Genomic DNA, 20738 nt, shown 5'->3' on the forward strand with positions numbered 1-20738 from the left:
AGCAGCGGCTACTGACAATACTTTCAAAACCCCCTAAATCCCGCTTTTACATCCTCCCCAAGTCGCCCCTCATCTACATCTCACCTACCTACTCGCCGTCGCCCACTTAAGTCATTACCTAATAGTTGTTAGGGTCGTGACATGGCGACAAAGGTTAGCAAAATCTTTCCCGGAGACGTGCGCACGCGGGCAGAGATTAGGGAGGTGTTCGGAGGGAGCCCGCAGGGCGGGATATGTCCCGCAATAGAAAAGCAGAGTGTCAACCTCTACTCGGACCCCTCTGTCGGAGAGGTCAATGGCTACTACGACGGTTGGCTGTCCGAGGAAGACGATCTCGGATCCGTCTTCGAGTACACCGGAGCCGGGAAATCTGGGGATCAGACATTCGCCGGAATTGCGGGGACAGGCAACCGGGCTATCCTGCTCCACGCACAACAGGAACGTAAGATACGCGTTTTCATCCAGGTCGGACAGGTCCCCCAAAGCGGCACCAAGACTCACCAGTACATCGGAGAGTTCACTCTGGATGCACTGAAACCATACGTGTGGCGCAGAGTACACGACATGGATGACAAGGAACGCAATGTCATCGTCTTTCGCCTTCGGCCGGATGCGGAGGTCGAGCGCTCGCCAAATAGCCTGGTCCCCATCGCGGAAGAGACCACATGGGAACTCGTCCCCTTTGAGGAGGTGGTCACGGCGGCGACCCTTCAAAGCGATCCTGCGACTATTGGGGAACTACCTGTTTCCAAGCAACGCAGAAAAGCCAGATCTCTACGAAAGGCCGCCGAAAATGCCGCCACCAGTGGCACATTCGTCGTCTCGGAGACCTTCAATAAAAAAATGAGTCTGCGCGCCTCGGCTGCAGCACACATCGCTGTGCGACGTGAAGCCGAGTTGACTCGCACCTACATGGCCTACCTTAAAGCTGTCGGACGCAAGACTGGCGCCTTCCAGATCAAAGTAAAGGGCCTTACGTCCACCCTAAGGACAGATCTCTACGACGCGACGGAACACGTGCTCTACGAAGCTAAGGGATCTAGCGCTCGCGAAGAAGTGAGAATGGCACTGGGGCAAATCCTAGACTATAGCCGCTATGTGCGGACTGAGGATCACAAGGAGCCCCCCAAGCGGGTCATACTGCTCCCCGCAATGCCCGACCTGGACATGTTCGACCTGTGCGAATCGTACGGGGTGGAAATAGTTTACAGATCAGAAAATGGCAGCTTCATTGGGGAATCCGTACCAGTCGAGTAACCCTTTGCACCTTCACCCTCACGGGCCTTCCAGCACCTTAGGAGGCCTACCCACGGGAGTCATTCGCCATCGACGTGAGATGACGCCAAGGCGAGTGGCTCCCGCGTATGGGACAAGGTCCACCGGGTTCATCCACGCATCCGAGAAGTGAATGTTCAGGTGTAGTGCGAGCGCCAAAAGGATGTCCTCAGATTCATCCGTATCGATTTGCGCAAGCAGAGATCCCGGCCCTGGCGAGCGTTCGAGAAGGTGCGTGTCGGGGTTCTGCCACTGTAATTGCCCTTTACCCAGTACCCACACACTGTCAGGCCATTCAACCGGAAGTCGATTTTGACACCATTCCATCAGGTGACTACCAATGGTCTCCAGTTTCAGACTATCAAAAGCGATGATGATCCCAGAAGTGGGGAAGAAATCGTAGGCTTTCCCATAAGCCCACGTTTTTCGTGGTACAAGGCCAGGTGTCAGACGATATGAATCCTTCGCCATGTGGCGCAGCCTGCTGATCTTGCTGCACGCGTCGACGAGTTGCACCTTGTCGAGTTTAGTTTTCACCTCGACAACGCCATAAACACACTCGTTCGGGAGTATCCGATACCCGTTCAAGGTCGTGAAGGGTGGCGTTCCTCTATCTGCGAGAACGATGTCGCACTGAGGAGAAGTCTCGCCTGATGCAGTGACGATCTCGGCATTGTGCACTGTTTCCACATGGGATGGTAAGTAGTTGGCGAGAAACTCGCGAACAAGGGCTTCCCGGGAAGTGCCCGCCTCACCGTTATGGCTGAAATTTCGCGACTGCTTGAAATCTGCATGCATTCGCATGGCGACCGAGCTGAGTATTCTTCCAAGTTTCTCTTGACCCATGAAATGATTCTAGGTCAGCACGCAGACCTCTGCAGCTACGAAAGGCGAACCTGCCGGGATCTCTAGAATACGGCGAACCATCATCACCCATGAAGAATCACCCCATATGGCATAACTTTGGCTCCCGCTGACATGCAGCAGCAGTTGGCAGCTTCACCACCTTCCGTGGCCCCACCCCTGAGCTGGACGTGGTCTTCCTCCACATCCTCGGCGGTGGACTCTTCGTGGAGAAGCCGCCGGAGTTGGAGCGGCGCAGGCTGGCGTTCCAGTACCTCAGCGCTCGATCACGAGTCGTCCGCGGCCCTCATCCACCGCATGCACAAGGAGTCCTGGGGCCCGCACCCCTGGCGCCCCTCTGGTTCAAGTCCTCCTATAGCGGCGGTAGCGATACGGAATGCGTCGAGCGCACACAAGCGAGAGCTCCCTTGTGTGCGATTCCAAGGACTTAGGAGGTCCTGCCGTCATGGTCGGGCGAAACGCTTGGCAAGCCTTGACACGAACCGTGGGTCACGAAGTGCTGAAGGGGTGACGCAGTCTGGCGCCTCGCTACCCTGCCCCTATGATTCGCGCAGTCGTGTTCGACGTCGGTGAGTGTCTGGTGGACGAGACCCGTGAGTACGGGGCCTGGGCTGTCTGGTTGGGTGTGCCCCGGCATACGTTTCACGCAGTGTTTGGGGCTGTGATCGCCCAAGGACGCGACTACCGCGAGACGTTCCAGGAGTTCCGGCCGGGCTTCGACCTCTATGAGGAGCGGGAGAAGCGGGCCGCTGCCGGGCAGCCCGAGACGTTCGGGGAAGGTGACCTGTACGAGGACGTCCGGCCGGCCCTCGCTCAACTCCGCGCCGATGGGATGTGGCTCGGCATCGCGGGCAATCAGACCGTGCGGGCTGGCCGCATTCTCCGGTCACTGTTCTCCGATGACGTCGATCTGATCGGGACGTCGGACGACTGGGGTGCCAGCAAGCCCGACCCTGAGTTCTTCAAACGCGTGGCTGCTGTGATGCCCTTCGACAGCGACGAGATCCTCTACGTCGGGGACCGGTGCGACAACGACATCCGACCCGCTGTTGAAGCGGGGATGCACACCGCGCTTGTACGGCGGGGTCCTTGGGCCACGATCCAGTGGGACAGTTCGGAGGCTCGGGAGCTGCCGACGTTTCGGGTCGGCAGTCTCCTCGAACTGTCCGGTCTCATCCTCAACTTCAACGGCTCAGCGCGCTGACCGTCGTCGACCATCCGTAGAGCCGGTCGTCGAGGTCTCGTACGCAACGCTCGTGCTGGTGCGGCGCGAGTGCCCGCCGTACCTCGCGTACGCGGTCCATGCCGGTGGCGTACCAGGTGAGCGCCAGTTGATCGAGAGCTTGTCCTGCGTAGGCACACGCCTGCTCCGGATTCCCCGACGCCGCCTCGACAGCGGCCAGGTCGCCGAACACGACGCTTCGCTGCTTGTCCTCGCTCGTCGGCATTGCGTCGAGGACGCCGAGCAAGGTGTCGCGTGCTTGAGGAAGGTGTCCGGCGATCAGCTGCGTGTTGCCCTTGAACGCGGCCAGGCGGGCTGGGGAGAACCAGTCCATCCATTCAGGTGAGGGGTGCTCGTTTCCTGTGGCGAGGACGTCCTCGGCATGCCCGATCAGGTGCAAGGCCGTGCGAGTGTCGCCGCACCGTGTCTCGCACTCCGCTTCCACCGCGTCTAGCCAGGCCAGAAGCTCCGCGGAAGCAAGCCCACGACGAGCGTATGTACGTGCCGCGATCATCCGCTCCAGCGCCGCGTCGCGGTCGCCCGCCCAGCCCGGAATGAACGCCATGTGCGCGATGATCGCCGAGCCGAGCAGCGGATCGTCCGCTTCGCCTGCGGCTTGCAGAGCCAGCAGGAGTGCGTCGCTCGCGCTGCTGGGTTCCCGGCGGTCGAAGAAGTCGATCCGTCCCGCGAGGAGATACGACTCGGCGAGCGCTGTCGCGACCGTACGACGGGTGGAGCCTGTGGTCTCCGGAAGCAGCGCGCAGCCCAGTGTCGCGTGGGCAAGGATGGCCGGGTGCAGTCTGGCGGGAGCGACGGACCAGTAGAGCCGACGATGCGAGCGCGTCACGGCGGCGAAGTCCGAACCGGCAGTGGCTGGTTGTGTCGTAGTGGCAACTGCCAGCGCGGGGACTGCCGCGAGGCCGACAGCAGTCACGCCACCCGTTACGAGGGCACGCCGCGTGCGGTCGGGCTGAGTGCCGTCGGGGTCCCAGGGCGGGGTGAACCCGAGTGACTCCATGCTCTGGCCCAGCAAGTGCACCAACACCCTCTGGCAATCCGGCTGAGGCCAGGGAGGACTGTCCGACTCCCAGCGCCGGACCTGACGTACGCCAATCGACAGTCCGCGAATACCGATCTGCTTTGCGGTTCCGGACAAGGCATCGGCCAAGTCCTGTTGCGAGTTGAAGCCGGCGGCCACACGAGCGGCCTTCAATCGGACGTTGCCAGTGGGACGGGGCATGAGCACCTCCTCATCTGGAGATTGCACTGTCCGTCTCAGAGTAAGTCCGCTGTACGACGTCATGTCACCCTCACGCGCCAACTAGGCCCTGTCGAGGTCCTCTTGAGGACCTTCTGAAGTCCTGGAGTTGAACGCCTGCCGCGTCCAGGCTGGCTCCAAGTCCTACGAGCCGAGTACTCATGCCGAGAGGTGGCCTAGTGAACGACACGCAGCAGGCAACGGAGCGAGCGATTGCCGAGTGGCTCACGTGGGAGCACCCCGTGCCAGCACAGGTATGGACAGAATGGACAACCCATGGAGTCGCGTTGCTGCCTCTCGGAAAGCGGTTCGCCGCGGTGCGGATGCCTATGGACGTCGTCCATGCCGCCCTCGATACCGACCAGCCGACTCAAGTAGCTTCGCTTCTTGAGCAGTTACTCTGCGGTCCCGTCGTCCATGACCGCCGAGTCGTGGGCGTGACGTACTACGCCTTGATCCAGTGGAATGCCGATCTCGTTTGGGCCCACGACGAGATCGCGCCCTGCCTTGGACGAGGCATCTACCTGGGAGTGCCGCGCATCGACCGCCGTAAGCCTCCGGGTACGTATTGGGTCGTGGCACCGAAGTACGCGGGGAATCTGTGTGCGCCGCATGCCGTGGCCTCCTTGATCGAGGCCGGTCGGCAACGGCTTGTCCATCAGCGGAGTTGTCGCTGAGCGCGGCGCCGGCGGCTCCGTAGCAACAGCGTGTGGGGCAGCACCACCTTCCGGTCCTTGAGCCTGACCGGCGGGTCTTGCCAACCGGCATGAAGGGCCTCCGAGCCAGGCTCGGCGAGTCCGCGGTGCGCGAGTCCGCAACCGGCGTCGCGGTACCCCGGTTTGAACTCAACCCGTTGACGCAGGGAATTGCACCGCCAGTCGCAGGCCGCCGCCGGGATTGGGGTGGGCGGTGATCTCGGCGGCATGGGCGCGTGCGATTGCGGCGACGATCGACAGGCCAAGGCCGGTGCTGTCGGCTGACCCCGTCCGCGCGGAGTGCAGCCGGCGGAATGGTTCGAAGAGCTCGCCGATGCGGCTTTCGGGAATCTCAGGTCCGGTGTTGCGGACGGTCAGGAGAGCGGTGGGTGTGAGCTGTATGTCCACCACGCCGCCGGGGCGGTTGTACCGGATCGCGTTGTGCACCAGGTTGGCCACCAGCCTGTGCAACAGGACCGGGTCGCCGGTAACCGTGGCCCGTTCGGTGTCCTGTCTGATCGAGATGCCGTTTGCCGGCGTTTCGCTGACCGCCCGGCGTACCAGGAGATCGAGGTCCACCGGCTCCGTGGTCTCCAACCCGTTCTCTCCCTGGGCGAGGATGAGAAGGCTGTCGATCAGCCGCTCGTTGCGCCGGTTGACCTCAAGCAGTTCGTCACGCACCTGGGCGAGCCTTTGCGGGGAGGGATTGTCCAGGCCGATCTCGATCGCAGCCCGTTGAATGGCCAGCGGGGTTCGCAGTTCGTGCGAGGCGTTGGCGATGAACCTGCGCTGGCTGTCCACGGATCGCTGAATGCGTTTCAGCATGCTGTCGAAGGTGTCGGCCAATTCGGTGAGCTCGTCGCGCGGTCCGCCGAGCGCGATGCGTTCGTTCAGGTTGGACAGCGAGAGCCGTCTGGCGGTTGCGGTGATCTGGTGCACGGGGCGCAGCAGGCGGCCGGCCAGCCACCAGCCGATGGCGATCGACACGATCGTCAGTACGGCGACAGTGATGCCCGCGATGCCCCACTGGTAGGTGAGCACGGCATCGGGCAGATGCCTGAGGTCCGTGCTGCCGGGTGCCTGCTGGGCCACAGGTGGCGGGGCGAGAGCCGGGTTGGGCGCCGGGTTGAGCAGCTCGACCCGGACGTCGGTGATCCGTCTGTCCAAGTTGTGCTTGAGCAGGAGGTTGGTGGTGACAAGCACGGCCGCCGAGGTCAGCAGGAACAGACCGCTGTAGACGGCGGTGAGTCGCACCCGCACGGTGCGGCGTTTCACAGGTGGTACCCGACGCCCGGGACGGTGTGAACGCACGGCGGGTCCCCGAGTTTTGACCGCAGCCTGCTGATGATGACCCTGACCACCGTGGTGAACGGATCGACGTTCTCGTCCCAGGCCAGTTCGAGCAGTGTCTCGGCACTGACCACCGCACCGTCCGCCCGCATGAGCACTTCGAGTACGGCGTACTCCTTGACCGACAACGGCACATGGCGGCCATCGCGGCTGACCTGTCGGCGGGGCGTGTCAAGCACGATCCCAGCCCGTTGCAGGATCGGCGGAACGGGCGCCTGGCTGCGCCGCCCCAACGCCTGCACCCGCGCGACGAGTTCGCTGTAGTCGAAGGGCTTGGGAAGGTAGTCGTCAGCGCCGAGGCCGAGCCCGGCGACCCGCTCGGGCACCGAGGTGGCGGCGGTCAACATCAGGATCCGGGTCCGGGCGCCGCTCTGCGCCAGGTCGCGGCAGATCACGTCGCCGTGCACGCCCGGTAGGTCCCGATCGAGGACGAGGACGTCGTAGTCGTGCACGGCCAGCCGCTGCGATGCGGCCGTACCGTCGTAGACCACGTCCACCGCCATGGCCTGCTTGCGCAGTCCCTCGGCCACCAGATCGGCGAGCATCCGCTCGTCCTCGACTACCAGGATTCGCATACCGGGTCTATATCAGGTGCCTCCGCTACGGGGGCGTTAACGGTTGCGTTCACACCCCCGCAACGGCATGCCCCCAATGGTGAGCGGCATGAAGAACAACCTACGGATCACGGCCTACGTGGTGACCTTGGCCTCGCTTGCCGGCTACGCCGCGACGCTCGTGATCGCCCCGGCCGTTTCCGCCGACGCGTCCAGCCGCCCACCGGCCTGCGCCGCGCCCACCGGGCCGATCGGGCAACCCACCACGCCCGCGTCCGAGTCGAAGCCCACCACCATCACCACCATCGAGCAGGCGTACTACTGCATCTTCGAGAACTACTACAGCGGGTCCGTACTGGACGCCCGCACCTTGCTGGTGCCGGCCTTCGCCGCGCTCACTCAGGAACTGCAACGCCGCGGGCTGGACCAGCCGCAGGCCACGACGCCGGTCCTGACCGGTAAGAGGGCCGCCGACTGGACCGCCTTCAGCCGCGCCTACCAGAAGATCGCCGCGAACCTGCCGCAGGACTCCGTACTCCAGCAGGCCATCGCGGAGGCGACGTTGCAGGGCATGGTGGCGGCTCTCGGCGACAACCACGCCAACTGGGCCCGTACGCCGCAGCAGCGAAGTCTGCTCGGCCTGAAGTTCTCAGGCCTGCGTCCCGACGGCACCGACCCGGCCGTCACAGCACCGGTCTTCGTCACCTCGGTCGCACCGGGCAGCGGTGCGGACAGCGCCGGGATCAAGCCGGGAGATGAGGTGGTCACGGTCAACGGCGTGCCGCTGATCCTCAACGGGATCGTGTCGGAGGGCGTCGTCGAGTGGCTCACGGCGGCGTCGCCTGAGCAGCCGCTGCGGTTCAGGCTGCGACGCCCGAGCACCGGCAGAATCTTCACTACGACCGTCACACCGGTCACGTTCCCGCAACAGCAACCCAAGGCCGAGGCAAGGCTGCTGTCCGACGGCATCGCCTACGTCACGATCCCCGGCTTCTCTCCGGGAGTTGCCGACCAGGCGCTCGACGCGATCACGGACCTGCGCGAGAACACCACCCTGCGGGGACTCATCCTCGATCTGCGCGGCAACGGCGGCGGTTCCGGGGCGGAGCTGGAAAGGCTGCTGGGCGCCTTCGTCCACGGCAGGACCACAAGTTACTGGTGCGACGTGCGTGACCAATGCACCGCCAACCACCCGGACGACTCGGTACCCCTGCTGGATCTCCCCCTGGTCGTGCTGACCGACCGCAACTGCGCCTCGGCCTGCGACTCGTTCGCCGGCACGGTCAAGGATCTCCACCTCGGCACCCTGGTCGGTACCCGCACCGCGGGCCTCGTATCGGGCCCGTCCCTGCCGTACCTGCTCGACGACAACAGCGAGTTGACGCTGCCCGGTCTCCGCGAGATCGGCGCGAACCGGGAAACCATCGACACCATTGGCGTCGCCCCTGACCATCTGGTGCCGATGACCTCCGCGGACCTGTCCGCGGGGCGGGACCCGGGGGTGGCGAAGGCCCTGACCCTGCTGCGATAGACGTCGGTAAGCCGGCTGTGTCCGCGCGCGCCCCGCGAGGCTCGCGCGGATGCCCGCACGAAGGCCAAGGGCTCCGCCGGATGTCTGACGTCGCAACCACGCTGCTCGGGGCCCATGGAAACGTGCGCGCATCGCGCCGAAGGGTCTACGCCGCTCACCGTAGGCACGAACACCCTGGGCAAGAGTGCTCAAGCATCCCGGCGGGGCACCGTCGCTCACAGCCCGCCGACGGCCTGAGCTCACGATTCGTCACCAACTCGTCAGCCAACGGGAATTGGACCGCCTTCCGGCACAACCCCCACCACCGATGCGGTGTCTAACGGGGCGATCCGGATCAACAGCCACCCACCCACACAACTCCAGTCTCACCGGCCCGCACCGACCGCCACGACAGCGGCGCCTCCACTGGCAAGGGACTTCAGCGGCGGCCTCCTCGCCGACCGACCTGACCACCCGCTGCCTGCCCAACACCCCACCACTGATTCAGCTTCCGCGAAGGGTTACTTCCGCATGCGCACTTACAGGACCCGGACCATCGCCACCACCGCCACGCTCGCCCTCGCCCTGGGTGGAGCCTTGTTCGCGGCACCCACTGCCCAGGCGGCCACAACGGTGGCCTCCGTCGTCCATGAGAACGGTGAGCTCTGGTACAAAGGCGCCGCCGGGCAGGCGAACAACCTGACGGTCTCCACAGAGGTCGAGGAGAGGGGCGAGTGGGAGTACTACTACGTCATCACCTTCCGCGATCGGGGTGACGTCACCATCGATTCGAGCGCGGCAAGCACCGATGAGTGCACATACCCCTCGTCGGCCGACCGCACCGTCGTCCAGTGCGCGACCGAGATCCCCCAGGGCTCCGACGACTCGGACAACTTCGACGTCAACCTCGGCGACGGCAACGACAAAGCGACGGTCAACGCCGACAGCAACGCCTACTCCTCGATACACGGTGGCGCCGGCAACGACGTCCTCCGGGGCTCCGCGGCGGACGTGCTGTACGGCGACAGCGGCAACGACCGCCTCGACGGTGGCGGCGGCGTCTGGAGCGTCGGCCCCTACGGCGGCACCGGCAACGACACCATCACCAACTGCGCGACCGACTGCTACGGCGGCCCCGGCAACGACTCCCTGACCGGAGACGCCGGCGCCAACCACCTTTACGGCGAAGACGGCAACGATGTCATCCACGGCCTGTCCGCGGCGGACTTCATCTACGGCGGCCGGGGCAACGACACCCTGTACGGCGAGAAGGGCAACGACACGGTCTACGGCAACAGCGGCAACGACACGCTGTACGGCGGCCAGGGCACCGACAAGCTCTCGGGCGGCCCGGGCACCAACAAGGTCCACCAGGGCTGAGGAGCCCGCCCGCGAGGGACGCCGGCTCTCCCACGTCTCGAAGAACCCCGGCATCCAGACGACGACCTGGTACAGCAACCACTACCTGTCCACAGGCCCCGCCTGGAAGCTCGGCTGACCGGTCTTTCGGCCGGCGGCCAGGGCCCGGTGCGCCAATTGCGGCGTACCGGGCCCCTTTTCAGGTTCTTGGAGGGCTCAGCGCTTGAGCGTGAAGGTGAAGTCGCCGGTGAGCTTGCCGTTCAGGCGGACGGCCGAGACGAGTTCGCCTTCCGTGATCAGTCTCTCGACCTCGGCCCGGGAGAGGCCGCAGCCTTCAGCGATCAGCCGTACCGGCCGGACGGGGATCCGCGCCGCAAAGCGGACGGATATGTCGATCACCTCGCGGTCGAGGTGATCCGTTCCGCCGGTGTCGAGGCGCCAGGCGTTGTCCCAGTCGAGTGCGATGCGATTGCGGCGCTGCACAACCGGATCCTGGAGCAACTCGACTGTCAGGCCAGGGTCGTTGCCGTGCAGCCTGTCCAGCAGCTCAGGCCTTACAGAGCGCACCTTGACCCGCTCCAGGACCGTGAGTTTCGCCGTCTCCCCGCACGCGGTGCAGAGCACGAGGAGCCAGATGTCGAGGAGCTTGTGGTGTGCGTTGACGCGGAATTTGCCGCTTGCCCGGAAGCGTTCTGACGCGCACGTGTGGCAGCGGCGGCGAACGAGCGGTGGGCAGGTGGGCATGACCACCCAGTTTTCGAGCACAGAAGTACACCGGTTTCAGTGAGAAGTCCGCAGCGAAAAGGAGCGCGGCGCACATGCGCGACGCGCGACAGATCAGCTCTCGGGGGGTCTCACAGGGTGTACAACGGCGCGTCCTTGACTGAGCGGCGGCTGCGCGACGACTGGGCAGCGACTGGGCGACGTGGTTCGGCAGCACGGTAATGGCGCACGGTGGCGCTGCTCCACCGGTTTTCGGGCGCCCCACCGGCAGGGCCTGTCCGGCGGGTCGTGGACGAAGGACAGAGTCGGATCGCGGCGGCGACGACGCCGACGGCGACGGCGACGGCGACGGCGACGGCGACGGCGACGGCGACGGCGATGGCGATGGCGATGGGAGCGGCGACGGCGATGGGAGCGGTGGCGTGGCGCGCGTGACATCCGTGAGCGACATGCGGGACATCGACGCGGGGGCGTCACCCGACCAAAGTATGATCGCCCTTCGGCTGACAGGGCGCTCCTCAACAAGCCGCAAACGAGGAGCCGTTGGGCGTTGGGCCGGCCAGGGAGCCTCATGGCGCCGCCGGCCGGATCGGTCCCTGAAGCAGTGGAAAGGAACCCGCGGTGTCCGACGAAGGACGGCTGATCGCCGGCCGCTACCGCATCCTCGACCGGGTCGGCCGAGGCGGCATGGCCACCGTGTGGCGCGCCCACGACGACCTCCTCGGGCGCGAGATCGCCGTCAAGAAGCTCCACCCCCAGCCGCATCTCGACGCCGACGAACTCGCCACCCTCTTCGAGCGCACCCGCCGCGAGGCCCGCAGCACCGCGAGGATCAGCCACCCCAACGTCGTTGTCGTCCACGATGTCGTGGAGGACGAGGGTGTGCCCGTCATCGTCATGGAGTACGTGCCTTCCACCACGCTCGGTGCCCTGGTCAAAGAGCACGGCCCGGTACCGCCGGAAGAGGCAGCCAGGATCGGCAGTGACGTGCTCGCCGCGTTACGGGCGGCGCATCGGGCCGGGGTCCTGCACCGGGACGTGAAGCCGGCGAACGTACTGCTCGCCGAGGACGGCCGGGTGGTCCTCACCGACTTCGGCATCGCCCAGGCCGCCGAGACCTCCACTCTCACCCGCACCGGCCAGCTGGTGGGATCGATCGACTTCATGGCCCCCGAGCGTCTCGTCGGCGGGCCGCCGGGCCCGGAGGCCGACCTGTGGGCGCTGGGCGCCACGCTCTTCCAGGCGGTCGAAGGCCGCTCGCCGTTCCTCCGGGACACGGCGGGGCAGACGATGTACGCCATCGCCATGGAGCCGGCTCCCAAGGTTCTCGGCGCCGGGCCGCTCACCCCGCTGATCGAGGCTCTGCTCGTCGGCAACCCGGCCGACCGTATGTCGGCCGAGGACGCCGAGCGCCTCCTGCGGACCGTGGACACGGGCCCGCCACGAATACGCCGAGCGGGTTCCTCCAGCGCCCCGCCCGCTGGCGCTCCGACCGCTGCCCCGAAGGCTGCGACTGCGGCTGCGGCTGCGGCTGCGGCTGCGGCGAAGTCGGAACCGAGTTCCAAGCCGGAGCCGGAGCCGGAGCCGAACTCGAAGCCGAACCCGAACCCGAAACCGGAACCCGAACGAGAACCAGCCTCAAAGCCGGAACCCAGCCCGGGACGCAGATCACGCAAAGCATCCGCCGCCGCCGCTGCCGCTGCCGCCGCCGCTGCCGACAAAGCACTGGCCGCGGAACGCCCGCAGCCCGCCACGACCGACATGCAGGCGCTGCGGCCCTCCAGCAGCCGAACGGGCGGCCGTTCGAAAAAGCTGGTCGCGCTTGCCGCAACGGTCGCCACAGCAACACTGATCACGACCGCGTTGCTGCTCAACACGACGGCGAAGAAGAACACCAACGACGCCACAACGTCGGCCGGCCCGCTCCCGGTCGGTGGCATCACAACGTCGCAGTCCGCGAACACCCCGACATCCTCCTCCGTCTCGTCTCAACCGAGCTCTGCGAGTTCCGGCGTCACGTCCCCGACGGCGCACGCCCCGTCGCAGGCGTCGACGCCCAAGCCCGGAGAGGTGGATCCCGGCCCTGAACCGGGAGAGGAGAACCCGTCCCCGGACAGCGGATCCGACCCATCGCCCGCCCCGGCCACCGGCCACACCTTGGTGGTCGCCGCCTCGGCGAAGTGCCTGAGCAGCGGCGCCGGAACCGAGGGGATACAGCTCGTCCAGGCCACGTGCGACGGCTCCGCGGCACAGCAATGGCAGACCGGATCGGACGGGACCCTCCGGTCATCGGGGAAATGCATGACCGTGGCCGGCGGGTCGAGCGAGGACCGCACCGAGATCCAACTGACCGGCTGCAGCGGCGGCGCCAGCCAGCAATTCCACCTCTCCGGTACGAAACTGCTGGCTGATCAGTCCCAGAAATGCGTCGACATTTTCGGAGGCGAGAGCGGAACAGGCGCGGTCCTCTGGGAATGCAACGGCAGGGACAACCAGACCTGGACGATGGGATGACCCGACAGGCTGCGCGCGACCGGGCCGGCGGGATCGCGTGTCGGTCAACTTCCCTTGAGATACCGCAACTTGGGCCTGCGTGAGGCTGCCGTGACACCGCCTGCCCTCGCTGCACATCATGAGTGAATGACGCGCCTCCGTGACATCGTCATCGACTCGGCTCCCCCCTTCCGCGGCCCGATTCTGGGCTACCACGCTGGACAGGTGAGCCATTGCTCCGTACGACGATGCGGAACTCACGGGGGAGGCGGTCAGTACCGGGCGTCGGGGAGGGATCGGCTCGTGGATCCTGTGCGCAGCCAGTCGTTGAGAGCCGCGTAGTCGGCGTCGGTGAGACCCCGGCGCGCATCGACGCGATGGAGCAGGGCCTCACCTCGATGGTGTGCCGACACCCAGGCCCGGTCGGTGTCGGTGATCTCGTCGTCGACCCAGATGAAGTCGCGGCCGGCCGCCCAGTCGACGAGAGGGCGGGTTTTCCAGTGCAGGCCACAGCGCTCGTCCTGCTCGTCGGCGTCCGATGGGTCCGGCCAGATCACTACCGGCAGCTCGGACAGGCCGAGCCGTGGTGCGATGGACTCGTTCGCGTCGGTCATCCAGGTCGTGGCCCAGACGAGTTCGCACGGTAGCGCCGTCAAGCGGGAGCCGTGCGCGGGGTTGACCCTGGCCAGAAGGGGATTCGAGTCGGCGCCGTGCGGATCGGGACCCGGCGGGTAGGTCGGATGCCCGTGGATGTACTGCGGTGGCGGCGCCCCGAACGGAATTAGCGGTCCGTCGACATCGAGGAAGAGCAACGGGCGCTGTTCGGAACGAGTCACGGCTGGACGATAGCGCGCACATCGGGACCCGATCGGTGCCGTTCAGGTGGAGGTCTTTGATCGCCAGAGTTACGGCGGCCTCGTGACGTCCGCGATGCCAGTCAGCCCCTGGACCCATCGCCCGGAACCGCGACGCAGCGAGCTAGCCTCGGTTCGTACGAGACACGTAGCAGCGGAGGCAGTGATGGCGAAGGTCGTGAAGGTGCCGGCTGCGGTGGTGGCCGCGGGTGGGCTCATCGGTGGGTACGGCGTGGCCCGCTGGACCAAGAAGCGGCAGCTCGGCGGAGTCGTGCTGGCCGCCGCCGGAGCCACGGCCGCTCAGCAGTGGCGGCAGCAGGCCGGCGGTAAGGCCGCCGGGGCGCTGACGGTCGCGTACGTCGCCGCCTTCGCCGGGTCTCATCCGCTGGCGAAGAAGGTCGGCGCCTGGCCCGCCGTGTTCGGCGTCGCCGGGGCCGTCGCCCTCGCCTCCTGGGCCGTGGCCGACCGCCGAGCCGTCTGAGCGAGCAGGATCCCAACAACCTCGCCTACGAGGCAGCGGCAGCGGAACCCGATACGGATGCCGAACCGGGCGCCGAACCCGTCCCATCCACCCCCTGAAACGCCCGCCGATACGCATACGGACTCGTCCCCACCACCTTCTTGAACCGCTCCCGGAACGCCGTCGGGGAGCCGAACCCCGCCTGGGACGCGATGCGTTCGACGGGGTAGGTGGTCGTCTCCAGGAGGTACTGGGCGCGCCGTACCCGGGCCCGGTGCAGCCACTGCAGAGGCGTCGTGCCCGTCTGTTCGCGGAAGCGGCGGTTGAGCGTACGGGTGCTCATGCCGGCGTGGGCGGCGATGTCCTCCAGGGTCAGTTCCCGCCCGGCGTTCTCCTCCAGCCAGTCGAGGAGGGGCTCCAGGGTGGCGCCGGCCGGTACCGGTGGCTGGGTGTGGATGATGAACTGGGCCTGGCCGCCCTCCCGTTCGAGCGGGACGACCGACATCCGGGCCGCGTGCGCGGCGACGGCCGAGCCGTGGTCCTTGCGGATCATGTGCAGGCACATGTCGATCGCGGCCGCGGCGCCCGCCGAGGTGAGGAACTGGCCGTTGTCGACGTAGAGGACGTTCGGGTCGACGGTCACGGCGGGGTACATCTCCGCCAGGTCCCGGGCCGCGATCCAGTGCGTCGTCGCGCGCAGCCCGTCCAGCAGGCCGGTGGCGGCGAAGACGAACGCGCCCACGCAGACCGAGGCGATCCGGGTGCCGTTCGCGGCCGCCGCGCGCACCGCCTCCGCGACGCCCGGCGGAAGCGGGACGGTCGGGTCGGCGACACCCGGCAGGATGATCGTGTCCGCCTCGGCCAGCGCCTCCAGCCCGTACGGGGCCCGCACCGCGAACGGGCCCGCGCTCACCTCCTCCGTCACCGAGCAGACCCGGATCCGGTACGCCTCCCGCCCGTCCGGCAGCCGCGCCCAGCCGAAGGTGTCGATCGGGGCGGAGAGGTCGAACGGGATGACCTGGTCGAGCGCGAGTACGGCAACGGTGTGCATGGCAAGAGAGTAGGGGTACGACGGATTCCAGTCAGCAGCGGTACGAGGCACACAGACCCGGAAGCACCCGCAACAACCAGGAACCTTTACGGCCCCGGCACCCCTCCACCCCCCCCTGGCGAAAATCCGTTGCCCCCTGGCAAAACCGCCACTTCCAGAAGATCCCCGCCGCCCCTACCGTCACCCCGTGACCAAGTTCCTCCTCGCCGTCCACGTGATCGCCGCGATCGTCGCCATCGGGCCCGTCACGGTCGCCGCCAGCATGTTTCCGCCTACAGCGCGCAAGGCGCTCGCCGAACCGGGGGACGCGCAGACCCTCGCGACCACGCGGCTGCTGCACCGCATCTGCCGGGTGTACGCCACCGTCGGCGTCGCCGTTCCCGTGTTCGGGTTCGCCACGGCGAGCAACATGGGGGTGCTCGGCGACACCTGGCTGATCGTCTCGATCGCGCTGACGGCCGTCGCCGCGGTCGTCCTCGGCGCGCTGGTGCTGCCGAGGCAGGCGTCGATCATGGAGGGCATCTGGGACGCCGGGGGCCGTGCGGTCACCGTGACCCCGCGGGCGACCGCACAGCTCGCCATGTTCACCGGGATCTTCAACCTGCTCTGGGCCACCGTCACGGTCCTGATGATCATCCGGCCGGGTTCTACGACAGGGGCTTAACCCGTGAGGGGTTCAGCTCCCCGGTGCCCCAGCACATTCACCACCCGCCCGTTGGGATCCCGTACGAAGAAGCGCCGTACGCCCCACTCCTCGTCCCGCAGCTCTCGTACGACCTCCGCGCCCGTGGCGACCACCTGTGCGTACACCGCGTCGACGTCGTCGACCTCCACGCTCAGGTCGGGGACGACGGGGGCGGTCCGTTCCTCGGTGAAGAAGCTGATCTGGGCGGTGGGGTTGGACGGGGAGGCGAGGGTCATGACCCAGCCCAGGTGCATGACCTGCTCCAGGCCGAGCAGGCCGTAGAAGTCACTGTTGGTCCTCATCGACTCCTCGGAGCCGACCTGGATGTCGGGGACGATCCTGCGGACGGTCATCGAAAGCGGCTCCTCAGGTGAGGTGGGCGTACAGCAGTCCGTCCGTCGAGTCTTCCTCAGCCGGCCGGAACCGGCGGGCCACCGCCGCCGCGACGAGTACTGCGGCACCGATCAGGAACGTGCAGAATCCCCACGTCAGGGGCCACGAGTGCGCCATGCCGTCCGGCGTTCCGGGGTTCGTGCGCAGCGAGATGTGGAGCAGGACTACAGGCGGGCCCGCAACCAGCAGCAGGGGCCAGCCCAGGTAGTCCCGGTGGCCGAAGTAGGCCGCCAGCGTCAGCAGGACGAGGGTCAGGCCGACGACCCCGACGACCGTCACCGGGGTCGTCCCGTCGACGGAACCGGGCGCCTGGGCGCGGTTGTTCAGGTCCCATGGGACACGGTTGTTCAGATCCCACGGGATACAGACGAGGTACGCCGCACCGGAGAGGGCGGCGCCGAGCACGCGCGTCAGCCAGCGTTCCGGCCAAGGGCGCGTTCGCAGCGGGCTCAACAGCTTCTCGGTCATGCGTACGAGGTTTGCGCGGCGTGCGAGGGCCCGACAGAGTACGCGTACTCAGTCGGGCCCTTCACCTACTCAAGCGGGCGCCCGCTTGACGTAGCCGGTTACTCCGGCGGGCGCCCGCCTCACGTAGCCGGTGCCGAGGACGGCGACTCCTTCTCCACCACCGACAGCGGCGTGGCGATGTCCTCCAGCGAACGGCCCTCCGCCTTCACCGCGAAGAACACCGCGACCAGACCCGCCGCGCACATCAGTGCCGCACCGATCTGGAACGCGAGCACCGTGTCGCCGACGACGCCGGACTCCGTGAGGTCGGCGAAGACCAGCGGGCCGGTGATACCGCCGGCGGCCGTGCCGATTGCGTAGAAGAAGGCGATGGCCATGGCGCGGGTCTCCATCGGGAACACCTCGGACACCGTCAGATACGCGCTGGAGGCGCCCGCCGACGCGAAGAACAGCACCACGCACCAGCAGGCCGTCATCGTCACCGCGCTCAGCGAGCCCCGGTCGAAGAGCCAGGCCGTGCCGAACAGCAGGATGCCGGAGAGGAGATACGTCGAGGAGATCATGATGCGCCGGCCGACCGTGTCGAACAGCTTGCCCAGCAGCAGCGGGCCAAGGAAGTTGCCGGCCGCGATGACGGCGAAGTAGTAGCCGGTGCTGCCGGTCGGCACGTCGAAGAACGTGGTGAGGATGGCGCCGAAGCCGAAGGTGATCGCGTTGTAGAGGAACGCCTGCCCGATGAAGAGGGCGAGACCGAGCGTGGCCCTCTTCCGGTAGCGGCCGAAGACGGTCTTGGCGATCAGGCCGAAGCCGACGCTCTTGCGCTGCTGGATGGTGATCTCGCGGTCGGGCTGTGGCAGCGCCTCGCCCTTCTCCTGCTCGATCTCGCGCTCCACGGAGGAGACCAGTGCCTCGGCCTCCTCGCCGTGGCCGTGGATGAACTGCCATCGCGGGCTCTCCGGCACATGCCGCCTGACCAGCAGGATCACCAGGCCCAGTACGACGCCGAGCGCGAAGGTCAGCCGCCAGCCGACGTCCTTGGGGAAGATGGACGTGTTCAGCATCACGACGGACAGCAGCGCTCCGCCGATCGCGCCCAGCCAGTAGCTGCCGTTGATGATCAGGTCGACCCGGCCCCGGTACTTGGACGGGATCAGCTCATCGATCGCCGAGTTGATGGCCGCGTACTCGCCACCGATGCCGAAGCCGGTGAGGAAGCGGAAGACGAAGAACCACCAGGGCGAGAAGGACAGCGCGGTGAGAGCCGTCGCCGCGAGATAGACCGCCAGGGTGATCATGAAGAGCTTCTTGCGGCCGTAGCGGTCGGTCAGCCAGCCGAAGAACAGCGCGCCCGCACAGGCACCCGCCACATAGAGCGCCGCCGCGATACCGGTGACCTGCGCGGTGGAGACGGCAAGACCGCTGCCCTCCTCGGAGAGGCGGCCGGCGATGTTACCGACGGTGGTGACCTCAAGGCCGTCCAGGATCCATACGGTTCCCAGGCCGATCACGATCATCCAGTGCCAGCGGGACCACGGCAGCCGGTCCAGACGCGCCGGTACCGACGTGGTGACCGTTCCCGTGGAGGCGGGCACAGCGCCCGGCGTCGCTGATGCTGTCATGGCTCCCTTTCAGTCCAGTGACCCTGAGCGATCACTCGACTATCAGTGAGTGATCCATGGGTGACCAAACCAGAGTGCCCTCATCCGCGCATCTCACGCCCGTCGAACACCGCACGGCACGCACGGCCGCACGCCCGGCGCACACCGCACGACGCGCACCGCCGCACGCCCGGCGCGCAGTACGCGACACGCACCGCCGCACGCCCGTCGAACACCGCGCGACACGCACCGCCGCACACCCGGCGAACACCGCGCGACACGCACCGCCGCACACCCGGCGAACACCGCGCGACACGCACCGCCGCGCAGCACGCGACACGCACCGCCGCACACCCGGCGAACAGCACGCGGCGCACAGCACACCCGGCGCTCCACGCTCCACTACCGGCGGCCGACGCCGACCCTCACGCCCCCAACGCCCGCGACACCGTATAGATCAGCAGCCCCGCCAGCGACCCCACCACCGTGCCGTTGATCCGGATGAACTGCAGGTCGCGCCCGATGTTGGCCTCGATCTTCCTGGTCGTGTGCTCGGCGTCCCAGCCCGCGACCGTGTCGGTGATCAGGGAGGTGATCTCGCGCCGGTACGTCGTCACGACGTACACCGCCGCGCCCTCGACCCAGCCGTCGACCTTGGCCTGCACCTTGGGCTCCACCGCCATCCGGGCCCCCAGAGACAGCAACGACGCCCGCACCCGCAGCCGCAGTTCGCTCCGCTCGTCCTCCGCAGCGGACACGATCATGGACCGTACGGCGGTCCAGGCGGAGGCGATCAGGTCCTGGACCTCGCCGCGGCCGAGGACCTCGCCCTTGAGGCGCTCCACGCGGGCCCGGGTGTCGGTGTCGGACTGGAGGTCGGAGGCGAAGTCGGTGAGGAACCGGTCCAGGGCGCCGCGGGCGGGGTGCGAGGGGGCGTCGCGCATCTCGGTGACGAAGCGGAGCAGCTCCTTGTAGACGCGCTCGCCGACCCTCTTGTCGACGAACCGCGGGGTCCAGCCGGGCGCGCCGCCCTGCACCGCGTCCATGACCTGCGCGTCGTGCAGGACGAGCCAGTCGTGAGCGCGCGCGACGACCAGGTCCACCACACGCTTGTGGCCGCCGTCCGCGACGATCCTCTCCAGCATTTTCCCTATGCCGGGCGCGATCTCGGCGGAGTCGGCCCGCCGTGTGATCGCCTCGCCGACCACCGCCTGCACATCGGAGTCGCGCAGCACGGTCAGCGCCCCCCGGAGCGCGGCGGCCAGCTCGGCCGTCACCCGGTCGGCGTGCTCCGGTTCGGCGAGCCAGGCACCGAGCCGGCTGCCGATGCCGACGGCGCGCAGCCGGCTCCGTACGACCTCCTCCGAGAGGAAGTTCTCCCCCACGAACTCACCGAGCGAGACGCCCAGTTGGTCCTTCTTGGTGGGGATGATCGCGGTGTGCGGGATGGGCAGGCCCAGCGGGTGGCGGAAGAGGGCCGTCACCGCGAACCAGTCGGCGAGCGCGCCGACCATGCCCGCCTCGGCGGCCGCGGCGACGTATCCGGCCCATGGGCCCGCTCCCTCGTTCGACGCCCACTTGGCGAGGACGTACACGACCGCGACGAAGAGCAGCAGGCCGACCGCCGTCGCCTTCATCCGGCGTACGCCCCGCTGCTTCTCCTCGTCGGCAGGGCTGAAAGTGGTCATCGCCCGGCGAGGGTCCGCCTTCGGCGCGCCTTCCCGGTTCATCGCGGCGGCCGGCAGGGCCGGTTTCCCGTCGGCATCCGCGCCCGCTTCTTCCGGTTTCGTACGTTCCATTCACTCCACCCGTTCGCGTCCCCCGTACACATTGTCCCTTCCTGACCGACTCCCGGAACGGAACAGGAGTTCCCGTCGTCTGTCCGAGGGGCAAAGTTCCGGCTGAAGTTGCACGAGTGCGACGGTT

The 20738-nt window shown here is 67.1% G+C and carries 20 protein-coding genes; 9 read left to right on the forward strand and 11 right to left on the reverse strand.

Annotated features, from left to right (window positions below):
• The first annotated feature begins 141 nt into the window (after window positions 1-141).
• Window positions 142-1257 carry a hypothetical protein gene (locus ACFVKT_RS19245; RefSeq protein WP_385732931.1) on the forward strand — a complete coding sequence of 372 codons (1116 nt, stop codon included), beginning with the start codon at window positions 142-144 and terminating at the stop codon, window positions 1255-1257.
• Window positions 1258-1275: 18 nt separating this feature from the next.
• Here ACFVKT_RS19245 and ACFVKT_RS19250 read toward each other — a convergent pair whose 3' ends face one another.
• The gene (locus tag ACFVKT_RS19250; protein ID WP_385732933.1) at window positions 1276-2121 is read right to left on the reverse strand and encodes a DUF6602 domain-containing protein; all 846 of its coding nucleotides are present in this window, start codon (window positions 2119-2121) and stop codon (window positions 1276-1278) included.
• A 559-nt stretch (window positions 2122-2680) separates the two neighbouring features.
• On the opposite strand from ACFVKT_RS19250, the gene ACFVKT_RS19255 reads away from it, so the two are divergent.
• A complete protein-coding gene (locus tag ACFVKT_RS19255; RefSeq protein ID WP_385732935.1) occupies window positions 2681-3343 on the forward strand; it encodes an HAD family hydrolase in 663 nt (220 codons plus the stop codon).
• Here the strand turns inward: ACFVKT_RS19255 and ACFVKT_RS19260 are convergent.
• Entirely contained in the window at window positions 3324-4601 is a 1278-nt protein-coding gene (locus ACFVKT_RS19260; RefSeq protein ID WP_385732937.1) for a transcriptional regulator, read from the reverse strand. The two genes, ACFVKT_RS19255 and ACFVKT_RS19260, sit on opposite strands and share 20 nt — an antisense overlap.
• A 197-nt stretch (window positions 4602-4798) precedes the next feature.
• On the opposite strand from ACFVKT_RS19260, the gene ACFVKT_RS19265 reads away from it, so the two are divergent.
• Window positions 4799-5296, forward strand: a complete 498-nt coding sequence (locus tag ACFVKT_RS19265; RefSeq protein ID WP_385732939.1) for a hypothetical protein — start codon at window positions 4799-4801, stop codon at window positions 5294-5296.
• A 168-nt stretch (window positions 5297-5464) separates the two neighbouring features.
• On the opposite strand, the gene ACFVKT_RS19270 is transcribed toward ACFVKT_RS19265, so the two are convergent.
• Window positions 5465-6589: a sensor histidine kinase gene (locus ACFVKT_RS19270; protein ID WP_385732942.1), complete on the reverse strand. Its 1125-nt coding sequence runs from the start codon at window positions 6587-6589 to the stop codon at window positions 5465-5467.
• On the reverse strand, window positions 6586-7239 hold the full coding sequence (locus ACFVKT_RS19275) for a response regulator transcription factor (protein WP_385732944.1): 654 nt from the start codon (window positions 7237-7239) through the stop codon (window positions 6586-6588). Before ACFVKT_RS19275 ends, ACFVKT_RS19270 begins: the two co-directional genes overlap by 4 nt.
• Before the next feature lie 88 nt (window positions 7240-7327).
• On the opposite strand from ACFVKT_RS19275, the gene ACFVKT_RS19280 reads away from it, so the two are divergent.
• Together ACFVKT_RS19280 and ACFVKT_RS19285 are read left to right on the forward strand one after the other, a co-directional pair.
• Complete coding sequence (locus tag ACFVKT_RS19280) at window positions 7328-8749, forward strand: S41 family peptidase (RefSeq protein WP_385732946.1); 1422 nt, start codon at window positions 7328-7330, stop codon at window positions 8747-8749.
• A 510-nt stretch (window positions 8750-9259) separates the two neighbouring features.
• Window positions 9260-10108 carry a calcium-binding protein gene (locus ACFVKT_RS19285; RefSeq protein WP_385732948.1) on the forward strand — a complete coding sequence of 283 codons (849 nt, stop codon included), beginning with the start codon at window positions 9260-9262 and terminating at the stop codon, window positions 10106-10108.
• A 195-nt stretch (window positions 10109-10303) separates the two neighbouring features.
• On the opposite strand, the gene ACFVKT_RS19290 is transcribed toward ACFVKT_RS19285, so the two are convergent.
• Window positions 10304-10852, reverse strand: coding sequence for a DUF1062 domain-containing protein (locus tag ACFVKT_RS19290; RefSeq protein WP_385732950.1), 549 nt, complete (start codon window positions 10850-10852; stop codon window positions 10304-10306).
• A gap of 246 nt (window positions 10853-11098) precedes the next feature.
• Here ACFVKT_RS19290 and ACFVKT_RS19295 point away from each other — a divergent pair, with 246 nt between their 5' ends.
• Both ACFVKT_RS19295 and ACFVKT_RS19300 read left to right on the forward strand, forming a co-directional pair.
• Complete coding sequence (locus tag ACFVKT_RS19295) at window positions 11099-11245, forward strand: hypothetical protein (RefSeq protein ID WP_385732952.1); 147 nt, start codon at window positions 11099-11101, stop codon at window positions 11243-11245.
• A gap of 186 nt (window positions 11246-11431) precedes the next feature.
• Window positions 11432-13324 carry a serine/threonine protein kinase gene (locus ACFVKT_RS19300; protein ID WP_385732954.1) on the forward strand — a complete coding sequence of 631 codons (1893 nt, stop codon included), beginning with the start codon at window positions 11432-11434 and terminating at the stop codon, window positions 13322-13324.
• Window positions 13325-13575: 251 nt separating this feature from the next.
• Here ACFVKT_RS19300 and ACFVKT_RS19305 read toward each other — a convergent pair whose 3' ends face one another.
• A complete protein-coding gene (locus ACFVKT_RS19305) occupies window positions 13576-14139 on the reverse strand; it encodes an HAD domain-containing protein (RefSeq protein WP_385732956.1) in 564 nt (187 codons plus the stop codon).
• Window positions 14140-14323: 184 nt separating this feature from the next.
• Here ACFVKT_RS19305 and ACFVKT_RS19310 point away from each other — a divergent pair, with 184 nt between their 5' ends.
• A complete protein-coding gene (locus tag ACFVKT_RS19310) occupies window positions 14324-14638 on the forward strand; it encodes a hypothetical protein (protein ID WP_385732958.1) in 315 nt (104 codons plus the stop codon).
• Between the two features lie 25 nt (window positions 14639-14663).
• Here ACFVKT_RS19310 and ACFVKT_RS19315 read toward each other — a convergent pair whose 3' ends face one another.
• Entirely contained in the window at window positions 14664-15668 is a 1005-nt protein-coding gene (locus ACFVKT_RS19315) for a GlxA family transcriptional regulator (RefSeq protein ID WP_385732960.1), read from the reverse strand.
• Window positions 15669-15855: 187 nt separating this feature from the next.
• Between ACFVKT_RS19315 and ACFVKT_RS19320 the strand changes: the two genes are divergently transcribed.
• On the forward strand, window positions 15856-16332 hold the full coding sequence (locus ACFVKT_RS19320; RefSeq protein ID WP_385732962.1) for a hypothetical protein: 477 nt from the start codon (window positions 15856-15858) through the stop codon (window positions 16330-16332).
• Here the strand turns inward: ACFVKT_RS19320 and ACFVKT_RS19325 are convergent.
• The 4 genes from ACFVKT_RS19325 to ACFVKT_RS19340 all read right to left on the reverse strand — a co-directional run bounded on the left by ACFVKT_RS19325 (window position 16329) and on the right by ACFVKT_RS19340 (window position 20611).
• Entirely contained in the window at window positions 16329-16706 is a 378-nt protein-coding gene (locus tag ACFVKT_RS19325) for a VOC family protein (RefSeq protein WP_385732964.1), read from the reverse strand. The genes ACFVKT_RS19320 and ACFVKT_RS19325 overlap by 4 nt on opposite strands.
• A gap of 13 nt (window positions 16707-16719) precedes the next feature.
• Window positions 16720-17214 (reverse strand): hypothetical protein, encoded by a 495-nt coding sequence (locus ACFVKT_RS19330; protein ID WP_385732966.1) that lies wholly within the window; start codon window positions 17212-17214, stop codon window positions 16720-16722.
• A gap of 119 nt (window positions 17215-17333) precedes the next feature.
• Entirely contained in the window at window positions 17334-18833 is a 1500-nt protein-coding gene (locus tag ACFVKT_RS19335; protein WP_385732968.1) for an MFS transporter, read from the reverse strand.
• Between the two features lie 404 nt (window positions 18834-19237).
• Window positions 19238-20611 (reverse strand): DUF445 domain-containing protein, encoded by a 1374-nt coding sequence (locus tag ACFVKT_RS19340; RefSeq protein ID WP_385732970.1) that lies wholly within the window; start codon window positions 20609-20611, stop codon window positions 19238-19240.
• Window positions 20612-20738 lie beyond the last annotated feature (127 nt).

Origin of the sequence: Streptomyces sp. NPDC127595 (assembly GCF_042671685.1) — a bacterium.
GTDB lineage: Bacteria > Actinomycetota > Actinomycetes > Streptomycetales > Streptomycetaceae > Streptomyces.

Bases quoted from the DNA above. Each gene is read 5' to 3' on its own strand.
- ACFVKT_RS19310 (WP_385732958.1), top strand. From the start codon at position 14,324: ATGGCGAAGGTCGTGAAGGTGCCGGCTGCGGTGGTGGCCGCGGGTGGG.
- ACFVKT_RS19260 (WP_385732937.1), bottom strand. From the start codon at position 4,601: ATGCCCCGTCCCACTGGCAACGTCCGATTGAAGGCCGCTCGTGTGGCC.
- ACFVKT_RS19335 (WP_385732968.1), bottom strand. From the start codon at position 18,833: ATGACAGCATCAGCGACGCCGGGCGCTGTGCCCGCCTCCACGGGAACG.
- ACFVKT_RS19275 (WP_385732944.1), bottom strand. From the start codon at position 7,239: ATGCGAATCCTGGTAGTCGAGGACGAGCGGATGCTCGCCGATCTGGTG.
- ACFVKT_RS19325 (WP_385732964.1), bottom strand. From the start codon at position 16,706: ATGACCGTCCGCAGGATCGTCCCCGACATCCAGGTCGGCTCCGAGGAG.
- ACFVKT_RS19285 (WP_385732948.1), top strand. From the start codon at position 9,260: ATGCGCACTTACAGGACCCGGACCATCGCCACCACCGCCACGCTCGCC.
- ACFVKT_RS19315 (WP_385732960.1), bottom strand. From the start codon at position 15,668: ATGCACACCGTTGCCGTACTCGCGCTCGACCAGGTCATCCCGTTCGAC.
- ACFVKT_RS19245 (WP_385732931.1), top strand. From the start codon at position 142: ATGGCGACAAAGGTTAGCAAAATCTTTCCCGGAGACGTGCGCACGCGG.
- ACFVKT_RS19340 (WP_385732970.1), bottom strand. From the start codon at position 20,611: ATGGAACGTACGAAACCGGAAGAAGCGGGCGCGGATGCCGACGGGAAA.
- ACFVKT_RS19255 (WP_385732935.1), top strand. From the start codon at position 2,681: ATGATTCGCGCAGTCGTGTTCGACGTCGGTGAGTGTCTGGTGGACGAG.
- ACFVKT_RS19330 (WP_385732966.1), bottom strand. From the start codon at position 17,214: ATGACCGAGAAGCTGTTGAGCCCGCTGCGAACGCGCCCTTGGCCGGAA.
- ACFVKT_RS19280 (WP_385732946.1), top strand. From the start codon at position 7,328: ATGAAGAACAACCTACGGATCACGGCCTACGTGGTGACCTTGGCCTCG.
- ACFVKT_RS19250 (WP_385732933.1), bottom strand. From the start codon at position 2,121: ATGGGTCAAGAGAAACTTGGAAGAATACTCAGCTCGGTCGCCATGCGA.